Source organism: Pseudoalteromonas sp. A41-2, from assembly GCF_015767615.1.
In the GTDB taxonomy this organism is placed as follows: Bacteria; Pseudomonadota; Gammaproteobacteria; order Enterobacterales; family Alteromonadaceae; genus Pseudoalteromonas; species Pseudoalteromonas lipolytica.
The window spans coordinates 2,425,973-2,442,828 of the sequence record NZ_CP065231.1; the positions used below are offsets into that span (position 1 = coordinate 2,425,973).

The 16,856-nt window shown below is 41.8% G+C and carries 12 protein-coding genes; 8 read left to right on the plus strand and 4 right to left on the minus strand.

The annotated features are described in order from the left end of the window. Positions 1-21 precede the first annotated feature (21 nt). Both IT970_RS11025 and IT970_RS11030 read left to right on the plus strand, forming a co-directional pair. On the plus strand, positions 22-162 hold the full coding sequence (locus IT970_RS11025) for a DUF2986 domain-containing protein (protein WP_074988980.1): 141 nt from the start codon (positions 22-24) through the stop codon (positions 160-162). Between the two features lie 231 nt (positions 163-393). Further along, positions 394-1,251, plus strand: a complete 858-nt coding sequence (locus IT970_RS11030) for an AraC family transcriptional regulator (protein ID WP_065978586.1) — start codon at positions 394-396, stop codon at positions 1,249-1,251. Positions 1,252-1,317: 66 nt separating this feature from the next. Here the strand turns inward: IT970_RS11030 and IT970_RS11035 are convergent, their stop codons facing one another. After that, on the minus strand, positions 1,318-3,450 hold the full coding sequence (locus IT970_RS11035) for a TonB-dependent receptor plug domain-containing protein (protein WP_196857327.1): 2,133 nt from the start codon (positions 3,448-3,450) through the stop codon (positions 1,318-1,320). A gap of 127 nt (positions 3,451-3,577) precedes the next feature. Beyond that, positions 3,578-4,429, minus strand: coding sequence for a universal stress protein (locus IT970_RS11040; RefSeq protein ID WP_196857328.1), 852 nt, complete (start codon positions 4,427-4,429; stop codon positions 3,578-3,580). 250 nt (positions 4,430-4,679) lie between these two features. Between IT970_RS11040 and IT970_RS11045 the strand changes: the two genes are divergently transcribed. From IT970_RS11045 to IT970_RS11070, 6 genes are all read left to right on the plus strand, one after another. Next, positions 4,680-5,870, plus strand: a complete 1,191-nt coding sequence (locus IT970_RS11045) for an MFS transporter (protein ID WP_196857329.1) — start codon at positions 4,680-4,682, stop codon at positions 5,868-5,870. Between the two features lie 315 nt (positions 5,871-6,185). After that, positions 6,186-9,440: an nSTAND1 domain-containing NTPase gene (locus IT970_RS11050; protein WP_196857330.1), complete on the plus strand. Its 3,255-nt coding sequence runs from the start codon at positions 6,186-6,188 to the stop codon at positions 9,438-9,440. A 17-nt stretch (positions 9,441-9,457) separates the two neighbouring features. After that, positions 9,458-9,835, plus strand: a complete 378-nt coding sequence (locus IT970_RS11055; RefSeq protein WP_036966844.1) for a DP-EP family protein — start codon at positions 9,458-9,460, stop codon at positions 9,833-9,835. A 149-nt stretch (positions 9,836-9,984) separates the two neighbouring features. Continuing rightward, the gene (locus IT970_RS11060) at positions 9,985-10,965 is read left to right on the plus strand and encodes a GGDEF domain-containing protein (protein ID WP_075593759.1); all 981 of its coding nucleotides are present in this window, start codon (positions 9,985-9,987) and stop codon (positions 10,963-10,965) included. Between the two features lie 136 nt (positions 10,966-11,101). Next, positions 11,102-13,621: a TonB-dependent receptor plug domain-containing protein gene (locus IT970_RS11065; RefSeq protein ID WP_196857331.1), complete on the plus strand. Its 2,520-nt coding sequence runs from the start codon at positions 11,102-11,104 to the stop codon at positions 13,619-13,621. Between the two features lie 139 nt (positions 13,622-13,760). Beyond that, positions 13,761-14,309: a hypothetical protein gene (locus IT970_RS11070; RefSeq protein ID WP_036966838.1), complete on the plus strand. Its 549-nt coding sequence runs from the start codon at positions 13,761-13,763 to the stop codon at positions 14,307-14,309. 3 nt (positions 14,310-14,312) lie between these two features. Here IT970_RS11070 and IT970_RS11075 read toward each other — a convergent pair whose 3' ends face one another. Then, the gene (locus IT970_RS11075; protein ID WP_074988987.1) at positions 14,313-15,215 is read right to left on the minus strand and encodes a tetratricopeptide repeat protein; all 903 of its coding nucleotides are present in this window, start codon (positions 15,213-15,215) and stop codon (positions 14,313-14,315) included. Positions 15,216-15,501: 286 nt separating this feature from the next. Then, entirely contained in the window at positions 15,502-16,854 is a 1,353-nt protein-coding gene (locus IT970_RS11080) for a magnesium transporter (RefSeq protein WP_036966832.1), read from the minus strand. Positions 16,855-16,856: the final 2 nt, after the last annotated feature.

Consider the following 16,856-nt stretch of genomic DNA (forward strand, 5'->3'; position numbering starts at 1 on the left):
TCCCATAACTTACAAAGTACCATGAACCGTAGAAAAAAGATCTTCACTAAACTGAAACAAAAAGACAAACGCGCCAATGCTAAATTACACAAAAGCAGTAAGCCTGCGTATGTTTCAAAAGCTGAGCGTGAAAAACTAGCGCAACAAGAAAATGAGATGTAGCCGCGATTTTACATCACATAATTTTTTAGCATAAACCTGGGGCACATCTCATCCCCGCTATTTTTAGGTCGTGCTTTAGCGCGTCTTTATTTTGCCCTAAAGCAACACCTGCTAGCACGCTACCTATTTACTCAATATCAATTAAACTCAAAATGCGCAATTTCAATCAGGTAACCATTTAAGGGTCATGACACACTTAACACACTTCTGAATAAGCATTAACGAGTCATCATGAAAACGAAGCAACAACAACGTATTGAGCATGTTTGTGATTATATTAGTCAGCATCTCAATGACTCTTTATCACTCGACACCTTGAGTGATGTAGCCTGTTGTTCAAAATATCATTTTCACCGTTTATTTGCCGCTTCAGTGGGAGTCAGTGTGACTAAGTACACGCAACTTGCTCGCTTAAAACGTGCATCATTTCGACTAGCATTTGAGCATCAAGTCAAAGTGATTGATATTGCACTCGAAGCACAGTTTGATAGCCCAGAGGCATTTAGCCGCGCCTTTAAACGCACTTTTACACAGTCTCCTAGTGAATTCAGAAGCAAACCAAACTGGCCTAACTGGCACTCTCAGTTTGAATTTTCTTTACCTGATAAAAAGGACTGTTTTATGAATGTAAACATTGTCGACTTAAAAGCCCAGCCCGTCGCTTTATTAACCCATCAAGGTGCTGCAAATACCCTTATGAATACCGCCGCACATTTTATTGATTGGCGAAAAAGCTCAGGATTATCACCGGTTAAAACCAGCAACACCTATGGTATTCCATACAGTGACCCTGCAACAACTGAAGATCATGCCTTTCGTTTTGACTTTGCCGGCAGCATTACAAAGCCAATTCCTGATAACCCACAAGGAGTCAGAAATGGCGAGATCCCAGCGGGACGCTGTGCCGTAGTGCGCCATAATGGTTCACACGATACGATTAGCGATACAGTGTATTATTTATACCGCGAGTGGCTACCACAAAGTGGTGAAGAAGTGCGTGATTTTCCGTGTTTCTTTCATTACCTCAATTTAATTCATGAGGTGGATGAATGTGATTTGCAAACTGATATTTATTTGCCGATTAAGTGACACGAAGCGTGTAAGCAGGTTGTAGGCGCGATTTGACATCGCGCCTACAAATACAAAACCCCTTCCCTAAAACCGATAACTGATACTGGCATTATAGGAGCGACCTTGTCCTGCTAACTGCTCAAAGCCAGTGTGCATATCGTGCTTGTAGTTAGCAATGTTCACTCCGCCAAGAGGCTGCTGATAATACGCATCAAGTAAGTTGGTAATTGCTAACTTAAAGGTTAAATTTTGCCATGTTTTTTTACTTGAGATAGCTAATAAATTATAGCTATCGGTTTGATTTTCTAATCGGCGCTCATCCACCTTGTCTTTACTGTCAACCCATTGCCAACTCAAGGTGCTTTCCCAGCCTTTATACGCGTGTTCAATGCTTAGTTCTGTGTGCCATGGCATAATTTGATATAAATCTTCGTGGCTGTCATCGCGCTCGCCATAATTGCTGGTAAACGCTCCTTTTAACTGCCATTTACCTGCTTGCTTCGAATTATACAGCTCAATAAGGCCTGCTAATTTTAGCCCATACAACGTCGCATCTAAATTAGTAAAAGTAAGAATATGTCGCTTGGTATGAGCACTATCAGTGCGGTTAAAGCTTTGCGTCACTTCAGCATCAATATAGTCATTTACCTGCGTGTACCAGGCATTCGCCGTTATTTGCCAGCTATCATCTTTTGCCAGCTTAGTGTAGCTAGCGCTTAGCGTATGAGCGGTTTCGGCTTTTAAATCAGGATTACCAATGTAGCCATTACCATCACCAAACCAGCCAATCATGGTACTTGCCATAGTGCCAACACCCCAGCTGTAACGCTCATATAAATTAGGGGCTCGGTTTTTACGGGCAAAACCAAATTGCAGCTCATCATTGCGACTTATTTGGTAGCGTGCAAGCAGACTAATATCAACTAAAGTATCGTCACGTTTGCGATCCCGCTGATTAAATTCCATCGCAGCCTGTGCATCGGTTTTTGACATGTCCATCATTGAGTTCATATGACCCACACCGCCCATAGCCCCTTTGTTATAGGCTTGTACGTCGCCTGTATTTGTTGTTACCTGTTCAATACGCATGCCTGCCGACAGCCACCATGCTTGATTAACTTGACTTTCATACTCTGCGAATGCACCCAGACGATTACGTTTACCATCATTAATATTTACGTATTCGTTCGGCCCCATCATCATTGACCCTTCAACAGCAGGCCACCAATCATCGATACGATAACTGTAATATTCGTGCCCAAACAAAAGTGACGATTCTGCAGATAAGTCTAAACGCCAGTGCAACTGATAACTGTAGTCTTGTGCGTCGGTATTCATAGGCATCATGCCGGGTTTCTCTGTACTAAAAAAACCCATTTTGTGTTTTACATCATGCGCATTCACTTGCACCTGCAAATCACCATTTTCAAGCTCTCGTTTATACTGAGCAACTAAGCCATAGCTGGTGTTATCGGTCATATCCATGTATTGATTTGGAAAACCCTGATAGGGAATTTTTTGATGACTAAATTTTACTATAACCTGCTGTTTATCATCACGAATAGCACCTGTTAATGCATGATTTTGCACACGATATAACGTGTCGAGTACACGCTCCCCATGACCATCGTTATAACTGTTAGCCTCTTCAAAGCTGCCTTGATAAGACACGCTTACATTGTTGCTCGCAATACCCATACCTAGCCCATAGGCTTGGCTGTCGCTAACGCTTTTATATTGTGCGGTGGTATAACCTGAGCGCCAAGTGAGCTGTTCCGAATCGCTAAACTCGGGCGCAATAGTATTCACACGAATAACCCCGGCAATATTATCGCCCCCGCTGCTAACCGGTGATACCCCCGCAACAACACTGTACGATGTTACTTGATTAGCAGAGACATAGGACAAGGGTGGGTTCATTTGATTAGCGCACGCCGCAGTGACATCCGCACCATCCACTAATACTTTAACCCTGTCTCCCATCATGCCATTTAATACAGGTAAGCTTGATACACCACCCGCCGCTGAAAAATCAACGCCTAAATCAGATAACAGTGAATCGGCAGAGCCAAGCAATTGATGACTATTTTGGGCATGACCTTGCACTTCGATCACTTCAATCGAATCATCAGCAACAGCAGAGACACTTAAAATAGCGCAAATCAATGCAGCAACTTTAGTAACTAAAAAACGAGGGGGAGTTAAATGCGTGTTCATAAGTCTATAAAACAAAAAGTTAATTTATAAACCGATTATAAAACGCATTAATTTGGCTGAACACGTGACATATTGTCGCACCCGCTGCGCAGTCAAAACTTACAGAATACAAAAAATACGTAAAATACTAGCGTAATACCACCAACGGAATACGGCTATCTTCAAGCATTTTTAATGTGGTGCTGCCCAAAAAGAATTGTCGCCATTTAGAGTGACCAAATGCCCCCATCACCATAAGATCAACGGCATGGTCGCTTTTATAACGCCATAACGCCTCATATACATCGCCATCGAGCATGCGTGCTCTCACATTAAACCCATGCTCTGCTAAGCGTGCCGATGCGATGTCCAGCTTATCTTGGCAATGACCATCATGCTTATCGACCATGACTAAATGACAACCTAAGCCTTTTAAAATCCCCCCTTTAATAATTTGGCTTATTGCTTGGTCAGTACTGTCACTGCCATCGTAAGCCAGCATAAAATTAGTGGGGGCATGAAACTGCGGCGGCACAATTGCCACAGGAGTATGAACTTGACGAATTAAGGTTTCGATATGCGACCCTAGCATCTTAAAATTATCACCGTGTCCTTTTCCTGCGCGGCCAATAATCATTACTCTGGCACTGTCTTCGTGTGTCAGTAACGCATCGACTAAACTCATTGAAAGCTGTTGTTTTTCAACAGCGGTCAGCCCTGCATGCTCAGCTTTCTTTACAGCTTCCTCTAACAGTAAGTGGCCATGTTGAGCAGCGACTTTATTGCGCTCTTGTTCAAGTTTGGCAAGCTGTTCAAGTAATGATGTTTGCGAACCTAAGCCAATAATCGCCGTTAGGTCATCACTACCCTGTTGCAAAGGAGGCTCTAGCGCATGTAAAAAACGTATGGGGTGCGAAGTACGTTTGGCTATCCAAATAGCAGCCTCTGTCACTGCACTGGTGATAGTTGAACCATCAATACAGGCGAATATCTTTTCCATTGCCACTCCCTCCAAAGCCAAGTCTATATACACAGTATAGTTGGGATTTATATTTGTATTTATTTTGAAATGCTCAGCCTTAAGAAGTTCAACTTTATTCGTTATAGCAAACTAATATAGAACGTTCCAAAAAGTGCTGGTTTACTCTATTTTATTTGTATTACAATAGCGCATAGCACCTCTTATCATCAGAACGCAACATGGTTCTGGCATTTTCTATTTCTCTTAAAACATGTTTTAAAGGAGTTACATGACTAACGTCACCAAAACTCAAGGCCGCGAAAGCACCTTTACAATCTTAATCGTATTAGCCTTAGGAACATTTATTCTTGGCCTCTCTGAGTTTTCAATGATGCCAATGCTGCCACTTATTAGCGAAACATTTTCATCAACTCCGGCACAAAGTGGGTATGCCATTAGCGCCTATGCTATTGGTGTGGTGGTGGGTGCGCCACTTTTTATGATCACCACAGCCAATATGCGAAAACGTAATGCCCTACTTATGTTTGTTACTATGATGTTTTTATTCAATGGCTTAAGTGCTTTTTCACATTCTCTTGATCAATTGATTTTATTTCGCTTTTTAAGTGGCTTGCCCCATGGAGCCTATTTTGCCGCCGCTATTTTACTGGCCGCCGACATTGCCCCTGCCGACAAACGTGCCAGCTTTATGTCAAAAGTATTTATGGGCTTAACCGTGGCGACCATCGTGGGTGTACCAATGGTGACGTTAGTGGGACAGAACTTTAGTTGGCGCTATTGTTTAGCTGGCACCGCAGTGCTTGCTCTTGTTGCTTTAGTGCTAATTGTAAAATACGTACCAAACGTTAAGAACTCATCACCCACTTCAATTCTAGATGAATTAAGTGTGCTGAAAAACAAGCTAGTATGGACTATTTTAGGCATCATTATTATTGGTTTTGGCGGCGTATTTTGTGTTTACACTTACATTGCCGACACTATTTTAATTGTGACTCATACGCCCGCTTACACGATATCAATCGCTATGATCATGTTTGGTATTGGCTGCACCTTAGGCAACTATGTGTTAGGAAAGGCAGCCGACCATTCACCACTAAAAACCACAGGGGCAGCACTTATAGGTGCCGTCGTATTTGCAGCAAGTTATGTCAGTGCCAGCCACAATATTTGGCTACTTTATACGGTGATTTTCTTTATTGGTTTTAGTGTTGGTTTGGGTACTGTTATTCAATCACTATTAATGGATGTATCACCACAAGGCCATGCCATGATAGGTGCACTCGTACAATGCGCATTTAATACAGCCAATGCCATTGGCCCTTGGCTTGGTGGTATGGCCATTGCCCAAGGTGCATTGCCCAGTCAAACGGGTTATGTCTCGGCAGCCCTCTTTTTAGGCGGCTTTATGATGTGGTCATTAAGCGCAATACAAATGAAAAAATTACGCGTTGAAAGTTAACCAGTTAGTCAAATTTGTAGCCGCGATTTCATATCGCGTAGAAGGAATGGCGTTTAATCAAGAATGGCTTACCATTCGGTGTTAAAACGCCTCCTTCAACTTGCTACTCTCTTTTTATTCATCCCGAAATATCTCTTCGTCCTTACGTTAAATACACTTTATAAAAACGTATATACACTCGATATGTTGATTTTTTTGTTTCAAAAAAGGCAACGCACTTGCCGTGAATCTCATAATATAGTATTAATCAAGAGTGTGCGTGGCATGAACAAAATCGGTCCAGTCGATTAATTTTAATAAAAAGAAGATAATACTATGAGTACGGCGCTGTTTTTCGTTGGTGAGTGGCAAGTTACCCCCAGCACAAATTCAATACGACGTGGCGAGCAAGTAAAACACATCGAACCAAAAGCAATGGATGTATTATTGCTGCTATGCGAAAAACAAGGTGAACTGTTAACCAGCGATGAAATTATCAATCACTGTTGGCCAAATGTAGCGCTTGGCGATAACCCGCTACATAAAGTGATCACGCAGCTACGCAAAGCATTTGACGATAAAGCCAGTGATCCGCAGTACATCGAGACCATTCGTAAACGCGGTTACCGCGTTATTGCCGAAATCAACTTTGTGCTCAACGAAGAACAAAAAGCCAGCCAAACCAGTTGGCAAGGTGACTCACCTTTTGTTGGCTTAAGTGCGTTTGCACCTGAGCAAGCCGATGTGTTTTTTGGCCGTAACAAACAAATTGCCACCTTGTTACAGCGAGTGTCAGCTCAAATAGAGTTTGGTCGCGCGTTTTGCTTAATATTGGGGGCCAGTGGTTCAGGTAAATCGTCGTTAGTTAACGCAGGTGTATTGCCCGCTTTAATGTCGAGTAATGGCTACGATGGCATTAGAGTACACAGTTACTGCCAACTCGACTTTGCCGATGTGAGTAAAGAGCGTTTACTCCTTGATTTAGCCTCAACCTTGCTCGATTTAGAAATAAACGACGCACCTGTACTTCGCGATATAAGCGCCGATACACTGGCTGAATTGTTATTAACAGATCCAGAACAGGTTATTACCCGTTGTAAAGCAGCCCTTGCAACGCTAAATACAGAGCACACTACGCCCTATTTATTTTTATTTATCGACAGGCTCGAAGTGCTATTGTCATCACCGGTGTTTAGCGACGACGAGCGCAACCAGCTTTTAGCACTTATTGAGCGCTTAGCAACCAGTGACTGTATAACCATTTTTAGCGCTTGTCGTAATGATTTTTACCCACAAGTGGTGAGTCAACCAAGTTTAATGGCAGGTAAAGCCAATGGCGCACACTTTGACTTATTAGCGCCAACGCGCTCTGAGCTTAAGCAAATGATCCGTTTGCCAGCACTGGCAGCAGGCTTAAGTTGGCAACATCACCCAGAGCATCACACACCGCTTGATGAACAACTTTGTAACGATACTGCCAATAACCCAGATGCATTGCCAATGCTGCAATACACCTTGCAGCAGCTTTACTTGCAGCGCAGCCCAGACAACGAACTGCTGTTTACTGAATACCAAGCCCTAGGCACCATCGAAGGAGCCATCGGTCAAAAAGCCGAACAGGTATTTTGCCAATTACCCAAAGAACAACAAACTGAACTTGCCGCAGTCCTTTCAAAGCTGATCACGCTAAACCCAGATGGCGAAACACTCACCAGCCGCGCAGCACGTTGGAGCGAATTAACCAGCCCTGCTGCAACCAAGCTTGTTAAGGCCATGGTCGACAGCCGTTTGTTTGTATCGCACCTTAAAAATGAGCAAGCCTGTTTTAGCCTTGCCCACGAAGCGTTGCTGCGCCATTGGCAACGCGCTATCGATTGGGTGCAAGAACACCAACAAAGCTTAGCAATAAAGAGCCGCGTGCAACTAGCTACCGAGCGTTGGCTGCTTGAACAAAAACACAGCGACTTTTTATTAGCCCAAGGCAAACCGCTGCAAGAAGCACACAGCCTAGTTAAAAACCCTATGTTTAGCTTATCAAGCGACGAACAAGCGTTAATTAAAGCTTCTAGCAATAAAGCGAAACGTAAAAAACGCGTGTTACAAATAACGGTGGCTGCACTTGTTTGCTTAACCTTTATTGCCACATTTATGAGCGTGCGCAGCTACCATGCAGAGCAAGTAGCAAAACAAAAACGCCAAGAAGCTGAGAGTTTATTGGGTTTTATGGTCGGTGAATTTGCCGACAAACTCAGAAGCGTTAATCGTATGGATTTACTGGATGGTATTAGCAATAAGGCTCTTGAGTATTTTTCCAATCAAGACGAAGAAGCTGCCTCGTTGTTTGACTTTAGCGATAAACAAGCTCAGTTTAATAACCGCTTTCAATACGCTCAAACCTTAGAGGCCATGGGCGAAGTCGCCTATTCGCGCGGCAAAACCGACGAAGCCTTCACCGCCTTTGAAAATGCGCGAACGCGCCTAGAATCTTTACTAAAAATTCAACCCAACAACCTTGATGTTTTAATGCTTGCAGGGGCTAATGCTTTTTGGCTTGGTAACTTAACTTATGAGCAAAGTAATTACCTAGCTACTGAACCAATGTTTAAACGTTACTTGGCTTACAGCGAAAAAATGTATCAGCTTGCCCCTAATGACTTTAATTCGATTATGGAGCTATCTTACTCACACAATTCACTGGGTTCACTGTATTTAAAGCAGTTTAATTACGCACTCGCAAAGCAGAGCTTTACTGAGTCTTTAAAACTTAAAAACCAAGCCCTTGAGCTAAAACCTAATAACAAAAATTTATTACGCGATAAAACAGACACCATTAGTTGGATTGCAACCACAGAAGAAAGGCTAGGTAATTTAAACGCAGCTCTCGAACTGCTTGAACAAGCCACTCAAGAACTAGTCAACATGCTTGAAACGTCACCGAATGATGCAAGCTTACATAATTATTTAGCAAACACTTATATGCAACAAAGCTTTTTATTGAGCTACTTCCCAAATAAGAGAGCGGCATTTTTAAAAGCAGAAAAAGCAACTAATGCGATTAATAGAGCTAGGATCCAAGATCCAAAAAATCAAAAGTTTCAACGCACTTTTTATAGAACGCTTGCATATCAATTAATGCTATTAGATAAAAGTAAAACAAGTGACAGAGTACCAGAAGTTTTAAGTTACATTGATGAACAGGGATTTTCAGATACGACTTTAATAAACGTTCAAATAGGTGTGATTCATTATTTAATAAATCGAAACCTTTTAAATGAAGCTGAAGAGCTACTATTAAAACTAGAAAGCAACTCAGATTTTATTGAGAGAATATCTGACACTAGCAAAATAGAAAACAACTCTGCACTAATAAAAGCTAATTTAATTAAAGCAAAGCTCGCTAAAGACAAAATATCAAAACAACAAGCATGCCAAGAAACTATTAATACAATCGAAGAAAACAATAATGGTAGTAAAAGCATTAAAATGACCTACCCCCTAATTCAAGCATATACTTGCTTAAATAAAGAAAGTGAAATCAATACACTAAAAAACAAACTGATTGAGTTAGGTATCACTAACTTTGAACTATAAAAATTAAAGGGAAAAACATGAGCGAAAATCAAACTTACAATTTTACAGTGAATGTTTCACTTAACACTGAAAATGAAGCTGTATTTACATACTTCCAAGACGGTCAGCAAGTTTCTGGTGGCGGTACTGTTAACCAAAGAAACAGCCTAGGTATCTATACATTAGATGAAACAACGAGTGCAGCAGGATTTGTATTTACAGGTGCTAACTTTTCAAATATTGAGGGCGAATGTGCGCAAGACTTTAACCACTCTGTTACTGATAATGGCCAAACGATTCAGATTTCAGATTCTGATGAGAATAGCGGTAAAGCATGTATGGTTTTCACTGTAGAGTGCAATGGCATAAGTTATGAAAGTGCCGATCCGCAAGTAAACAATGAAAAGGAAAACTAAACAACACCCACATAAGGCTCCATCAAGGAGCCTTTTACTACTTATAAACAATAACTTAAAACCAGAAGATTACCGGAAGGTTAATTTGCACTTTTTTAAGTAACTTTATAGACACCAAAATCGTTTGCATCGGCAAAAAGGAAACGAACGTGTCTACTAACAAAAATGAACAACCAAACACTGCTAAATCAGAAGCGAAAAATACACTGTCGCAGTCTATCAATTCAGAGCAACTTGCACTAATTGTACAAATGTTTCAGAACATTCCTGAGGGAGTGTTTATCATTAATGGTCAAGGCACATTTGAATTTGCAAACCCGATGGCGGCACAACTTTTAGGTGATAACCAAGAAGCGTTAATCGGTCAAAACCTGTTACATTACCTACACGACACCGACCGTGACAAATACATGTATACCCTACTCAGTTGGTTAGATCATAAAGACTCGCCCATTAGCCTTGGGCCAAACGAAGTTAAAATTAACCGTGCCGATAGTAAAACCCTTGAAGCGGATTTATGTATTTCAAGCTTGCCAAAAAATATAGCTATTGCAGAAAACTTATTTATTTGTGTATTACATGATTTATCATCACACAAAGAGCAATATAATCGCTTAGTTAAACAAGCCACCACTGACCATTTAACCGGTCTTGCAAACCGCCTTACATTAGAAGAGTCATTAAAAAAACATTGGCAAGAAAGCGTACAAACTAATCAAGCGATTAGTACTATATTAATCGACATTGATTATTTTAAATTATTTAATGACCGATTCGGTCATGTTAAAGGCGATAAATGCTTACAAAAAGTCGCGAGTATAATTGCCGAATCATTGCCTTCTCGCGATTGTTTAGCTGCGCGTTATGGTGGCGAAGAATTCGCCATTATATTACCTCGCTGCCAAAAAGACACCGCAGAGGCCATCGCTAAACATATTCAAATTAAAATAAATAATACGCTATTTACCGACATTGGTTTACCGAGCGACTTTAGAATAAGTGTAAGCCAAGGTATTGCATGTGAATATAATAATCAATATCGCACATCAGAAGCGCTAATTTGTGCAGCCGACACCGCGTTATATCGTGCAAAGACAGAAGGCAGAAATAAAATTAGCACGAGCCTATAAACACTTAATTAACAAACTAAAAACCTAGTTAACAAGTCGTATTGGTTACGCATATACTATACTTTAATATTATTTGTTTGTTCCCACTTTGCATTTTACACTGCGCTAAAATAGATAAGTCAGATGGGAATCAACAATGGCATTATTCAACAAATTACCTTTGCAACTTGCAATTGCAAGTACGCTTGCTGCATCAGTGACTGCAATCGCTGCTGAGCAACCTGCTGAAAATACAGCAAAAGACATTGAAGTTATTTCAGTGACGGGCACACGTCGTAGTTTACGTAGCCTGTCTGAAAGTACAGTACCGGTTGATTTATTAACAAGCCGCGACTTAGCAAGCACAGGTCAGCTTGAAATTAGCCAAGTACTGGCCTCTCAATTACCAAGCTTCAACTACCCAAGTGCGACCCTTGCTGATGGTACAGACCACGCAAAACCTGCTGTATTACGTGGCCTTGCACCTGATCACACACTGGTATTAGTCAACGGTAAACGCCGTCATGCGGGTGCACTATTAAATTTAGGTGGCACAGTGGGTCGTGGTTCAACGGCAGTTGATTTAAATAATATTCCTACCTCTGCGATTAAGCGCGTAGAAGTACTGCGTGATGGCGCAGCGGCACAGTATGGCTCCGATGCCATTGCTGGTGTAATTAACATTGTACTAAAAGATGCCGATGAAGGCGGTAGTGTAAGCTACACCTATGGTGAGTACGACACGCAAATGGCAGGCTCGCCAGAGTTATTAAGCACAGGCACAGACAGCGAAGGCAACTTAAGCTTTGCAAAAGGCGCTGACCGTAAATTAAACGATGGTATTTCACGCACCGCAAGCGCTAATGCGGGTTTTTCATTTGCAGATAATGGCTTTATTAATATTTCAATTGAATCACGTAATAACGAGCCAACCAACCGCTCAGGTATTGACCAGCGTGAGCAATATAGCCGCGATGCAAACGGTAACCTAGACCCACGTGAATTCGACTTTGACCGCTACAACCACCGTTTTGGTAAAGCTGATATCGAAGATATTGCTGTGTTTTATAACCTAGGTTACGAGTTTGATAACTCGCTATCACTTTACTCATTTGCCAGTTACTCAAACCGTAAAGGTAACTCAGCGGGTTTTTACCGTCGTGCCAAAGACTCTCGTAACTTAACTGAGGTTTACCCAGACGGTTTCTTACCAGAAATTGATACCGACGTAGATGACTACTCATTTGCTATTGGCCTTAACGGCGAAACCAATGACTGGGCATGGGATATAAGCAGCAATTATGGTCGTAATGACTTTGCGTTAGGGGTAAGCAATAGCTTGAACACCTCAATGGGTGTAAATAGCCCAACTGAGTTTGATAACGGTGCGCTTGTCTACGAGCAATACCTCGTTAACATGGATGCCAGCAATACCCTTGATTTAGGTTTACCCGACGATGTATTTGTGACAATTGGTGCAGAGTATCGCCACGAAAACTACCAAATTAAAGCAGGTGAAAAAGCCTCTTACATCACTGTACTTGATGAAGAAGGCAACCCTGTTGCGGCGGGTGGCGCACAAGTTTTAGCGGGCTTTTCACCTGAAAGTGCCACCGACAAGAGCCGCCATAATGTCGCGGTATTTGCTGAGTTTGATACGTACCTAACAACCGACTGGAATGTGGTTCTTGCGGGTCGCTTTGAAGATTACAGTGACTTTGGCAGTACCTTTACATCGAAACTGGCTTCGCGTTACAGCATTAATGAATCACTGTCGCTACGCGGTGCAATCAGCACAGGATTTAGAGCACCATCACTTGCACAAACGTCTTATAAATCGGTAAGCACAGTGTTTGAAAATGGTATTCCAAGTGAAGTTGGTTTGTTCCCTGTTGATGAACCTGCCGCAAAAGCATTGGGTGCTCGTGACCTTGATGCAGAAGAATCAGTCAACATGACTGCAGGCTTTATCTTTACGCAAGGCGGTTTTAGTTTAACACTTGATGCGTATCGCATTGACATTGATGACCGTATCGTCTTGTCTGAAAACTTAAGCGGCCCAGAAGTAGAAGCTATTTTAGCCGAAGCAGGCGAAGTTAATACTCAAAGTGTTCGCTACTTTACCAATGCCATTGATTCACGTACGCAAGGTGTTGATATTGTTGCAACCTATTCATTAGGCTTAGAAAGCTACGGCGATTTACGCTTAAGTGCGGCTGTTAACTTTAATGATACTGAAGTGACTCATGTTAAAGAAAACCCCGCTGAGCTGGAAGCGCTTGGTGACAGCTACGAGTACTTTGCACGCCGTGAAATCACCCGCTTTGAAGATGGCACGCCAGCAGATAAGTGGAACTTGTCGGCAACCTGGGACTTTGAAAACTTTCAAACAACATTACGTGCTACGCGTTATGGTGAAGTTGTGGATACATCAAGCACACCAGAAGGTGATGAAGTCATTGATGCAAAATGGATCACGGACTTAGAAGTCGCGTACCGCCCATCTGAACAGTGGAAATTTGCTGTTGGCGCAAACAACTTATTTGATCAGTATCCACAAGATACTGTAAGCAATATAGGCTACAGCGACTTTAATCAAATTTTCACCTACAGTGCATTCACACCTTATAGCTTAGATGGCCGTTTTATCTACGGAAACATCACCTATAGCTTCTAAAAATAAGCGGTGCTGGCTTAGGCTGGCACCGCGTCCTACTTTGTAAGTAAAGCCCGCGAGTAAAAATATCTCGCTTGTAACCAACTTTTTTCAGACCTGCTGCGACTAACTTAATAACTTAACCCATTAGGACAGCATCATGAATTTAGTACGCATTACGACATCAGCTCTATTAGCCGCAGCCACCACAGCCTGTATTGGCCTTTCAAGCGCAAGCACGACTATTGACGATAACAACTACCGTGTTATCACGTTTAAAGACTGTAAAAAAGTTCATGAAGGCACGTTAAACAACGAGCAAATTGCCGCCTATCAACAATTAAAACGTGAACAAGAAAAGCTTGAATCACTGGAGTTGCCACTAAGCGACATGGAAGAGCAAGTCACGGCCTATTCACAGCAAATAGAAGCGATTACAAAAAAAGCTGTGGTCGAAGATGAAAACCACCTTAGAATAAATAAAAGTCTGTTAAAAGAACAAGATAAACTAACTAAACAGCTTGATGAATTAATCGCCTCGCATGATGCCGACTTCAAAGCGTTAGATGAACAAGCTAAGCACATGGAAAAAGCTGCCACGTTATTTGATGAGGCTATGAAACCAATGATGGAGCAAGGTGAGACGACCCATTTGCAAATTTTAGCGCCGGATGAAACTGAAAAACCGGGGTGTTTTTACACTATATAAAGCCTAAAGCTGCGTTTTGAGCTGTGTATAAAGTTTGGCATGAGATGGGCGAATGTCTTCTTTATGCACTTGCTTAAACCAATGTGCAGCTTGAGCTCGGTTACCCGCTTGCCAGTGAATTTGTGCCAAACGAAGTTTATAGATTGCTATTACAAGTCGGTCTGACTTCGCGTCCATGTAGTTTAGCGACTCGACATAAAAGTGATTTGCTTTATCGTATTGTGACAATAATTGATGAGTGCGGGCTAGATTCCCCATTGCCACTGATATTTTTCGGCTATGGTCAGTTTTCAAAATCCATTCAACCGCAGAAACCCGACTAACCAAAGCGCGCTCAATATCGCCTAACGAATGGAACACATTTGCTTTGTTTGACGCCAGCTCAAAATGAAAAATAGGATCTTTACTTTTACCAAAACGACGCTCAGCTCTATCAAGAATATGCAAAGCAGTTTCTTTGTTGCCAAACACATGCTGTAAGTTAGCCAATTCGACCATACGCATAGGGTTACCAAACGAGTCATAAATGGCTTGCAGTTTATCAAAGGCTTTCGTTGCGTATTTACGACCTGTTTCATAGTCACCTAAATAGTGCATTGATTTAGCATAGTAAAAATACACTTGAACTTGAAATACGATGGGTAAGTCGGATTTTTCAATAAAAGGTTCGGTACTGTCTTTTAACGTTTGATAAGCCAGTTTGTCGTAATAATAATCAAATTGGTATGACTTTATCTCATACCATTTATCAGAATAAAGCTGCGCACTGGCTAATTGCTGATCAATGAAGTCTAAGCAGCTTACCTGCGACTGCTGAGCGCAATATACCTCGTGATCGCTAAAATTTTCAGACGCGGCCGCATAAAAACAGCCGAAGCCTAACAATAAGGTTAACGTTTTCTTCATTCACTAACATCTCAGTGAGAACACAACCAAAAAAATAACAAAAAGTAATACTTTATGACAGTTCTTTTTGACGTGTTTGATAATTTTAACCTGCAATCGCGTGTTTATTATACCAATTGGCTAAATTGCGTATTATTGTAGACTGCTCTAACCCTAAGTATCCGTTTTATATACAAAAATTATTAGTCTCGATTTTTAGTTTTACACAAGACAAGTAAACAACGTATCCACTGATACCGTTAAATAGAAGCCAATAAGTATGAAGAACTATTGGCTTCACTGTGATTTATAGTAGCAACAGGCTTCCTAACCCGAGAAAGGTCACAAAACCAACAATATCTGTCACCGTGGTTAAAATTACAGAACCAGACAATGCAGGATCAATTTTAAGCTTATCTAGAATAGACGGGATCACAACGCCAGACAGCGAGGCAGCCACTAAATTAAGTAAAATAGCAATAGTGATAGTCACACTTAACATCCCGTCGTTAAACCAAAAATAAGTGAGTACACCAATCACCAATGCCCATACACAGCCATTTAATGCCCCTACCCTAAGCTCCTTTTGCAATAAAGCTCTGCGGTTAGAGTCGGTAACCTGTCCAAGCGCTAAACCGCGCACAATCACGGTCAATGTTTGGCTACCTGCAATGCCTCCCATCGACGCAACCACTGGCATCAATACCGCAAGTGCCACGACTTGCTCAATAGTGGCACCAAACAAACCAATAAACCAAGATGCTAAAAATGCAGTCGCTAAGTTAATGCCTAACCAAATACCGCGGTTTTTCGCTGATTTGGTGACACTTGAGAACAGGTCTTCGTCTTCACGTAGACCACCCGCTTTCGCAGCGGCTTCGTCGGTCACTTCTTGGCGTAATTCATAGGCCGATGACACCGCTAGACGCCCTAATAACTTATTGTCGGCATTCACCACTGGCATCGCCATTTTTTCACTGTGGATCACCACCTCTGCCGCTTCATATAAGTCATCATCAGCATGTAATGCTGATGTATCTAGGTTTGCATGCTCTAATAAGGTATCGGCATCATTGGCTTTAAATAAGGCATTTACAGGCACTTCACCAATCAACGTGCCTTTACGACTTACCAAATAAATTACTTCGGTGTATTGCGGCAAGCCTTTTTGTAAAATTTTACGAGCGCCCGCCACCGTCTGCTTTTCTGACACTTTTAACGCATCAAAGTCTAACCAGTGACCGAGTTGCTCAGGGTTATACTGCTGAGCAAGTTCGTAACGCTTTGTTTGTACTTCATCAAGCTGGCGACGCGCATAATCAACAAAACGCTCTGGAATAATTTCTTCAAGTTCGAGTAGCTCTTCTACGCTCACTTCATCAAGTAACTTAAACCCTTGCGCTTCGTCTAAACTTTGTAATAACCACCGACAGCTGTCTCCCCCCAAATTAATGAAGATTTCATGCTGTGTGTCTTCGTCAAGCAGTTGCCAAATTTCTAATCGTTGTTCTTTGGGTAATGCTTCAAACAGCAGCGAGAGATGTTCTGTCGACAGTTTTTCTTTGGCGTCGGCAAGTAACTTATTTTTTCGCGTTGTGGTGTCACACTGAAGCAACTCATCAATGAGTTGTGGAAGTTGATCAACAGGATACTCAATCATCT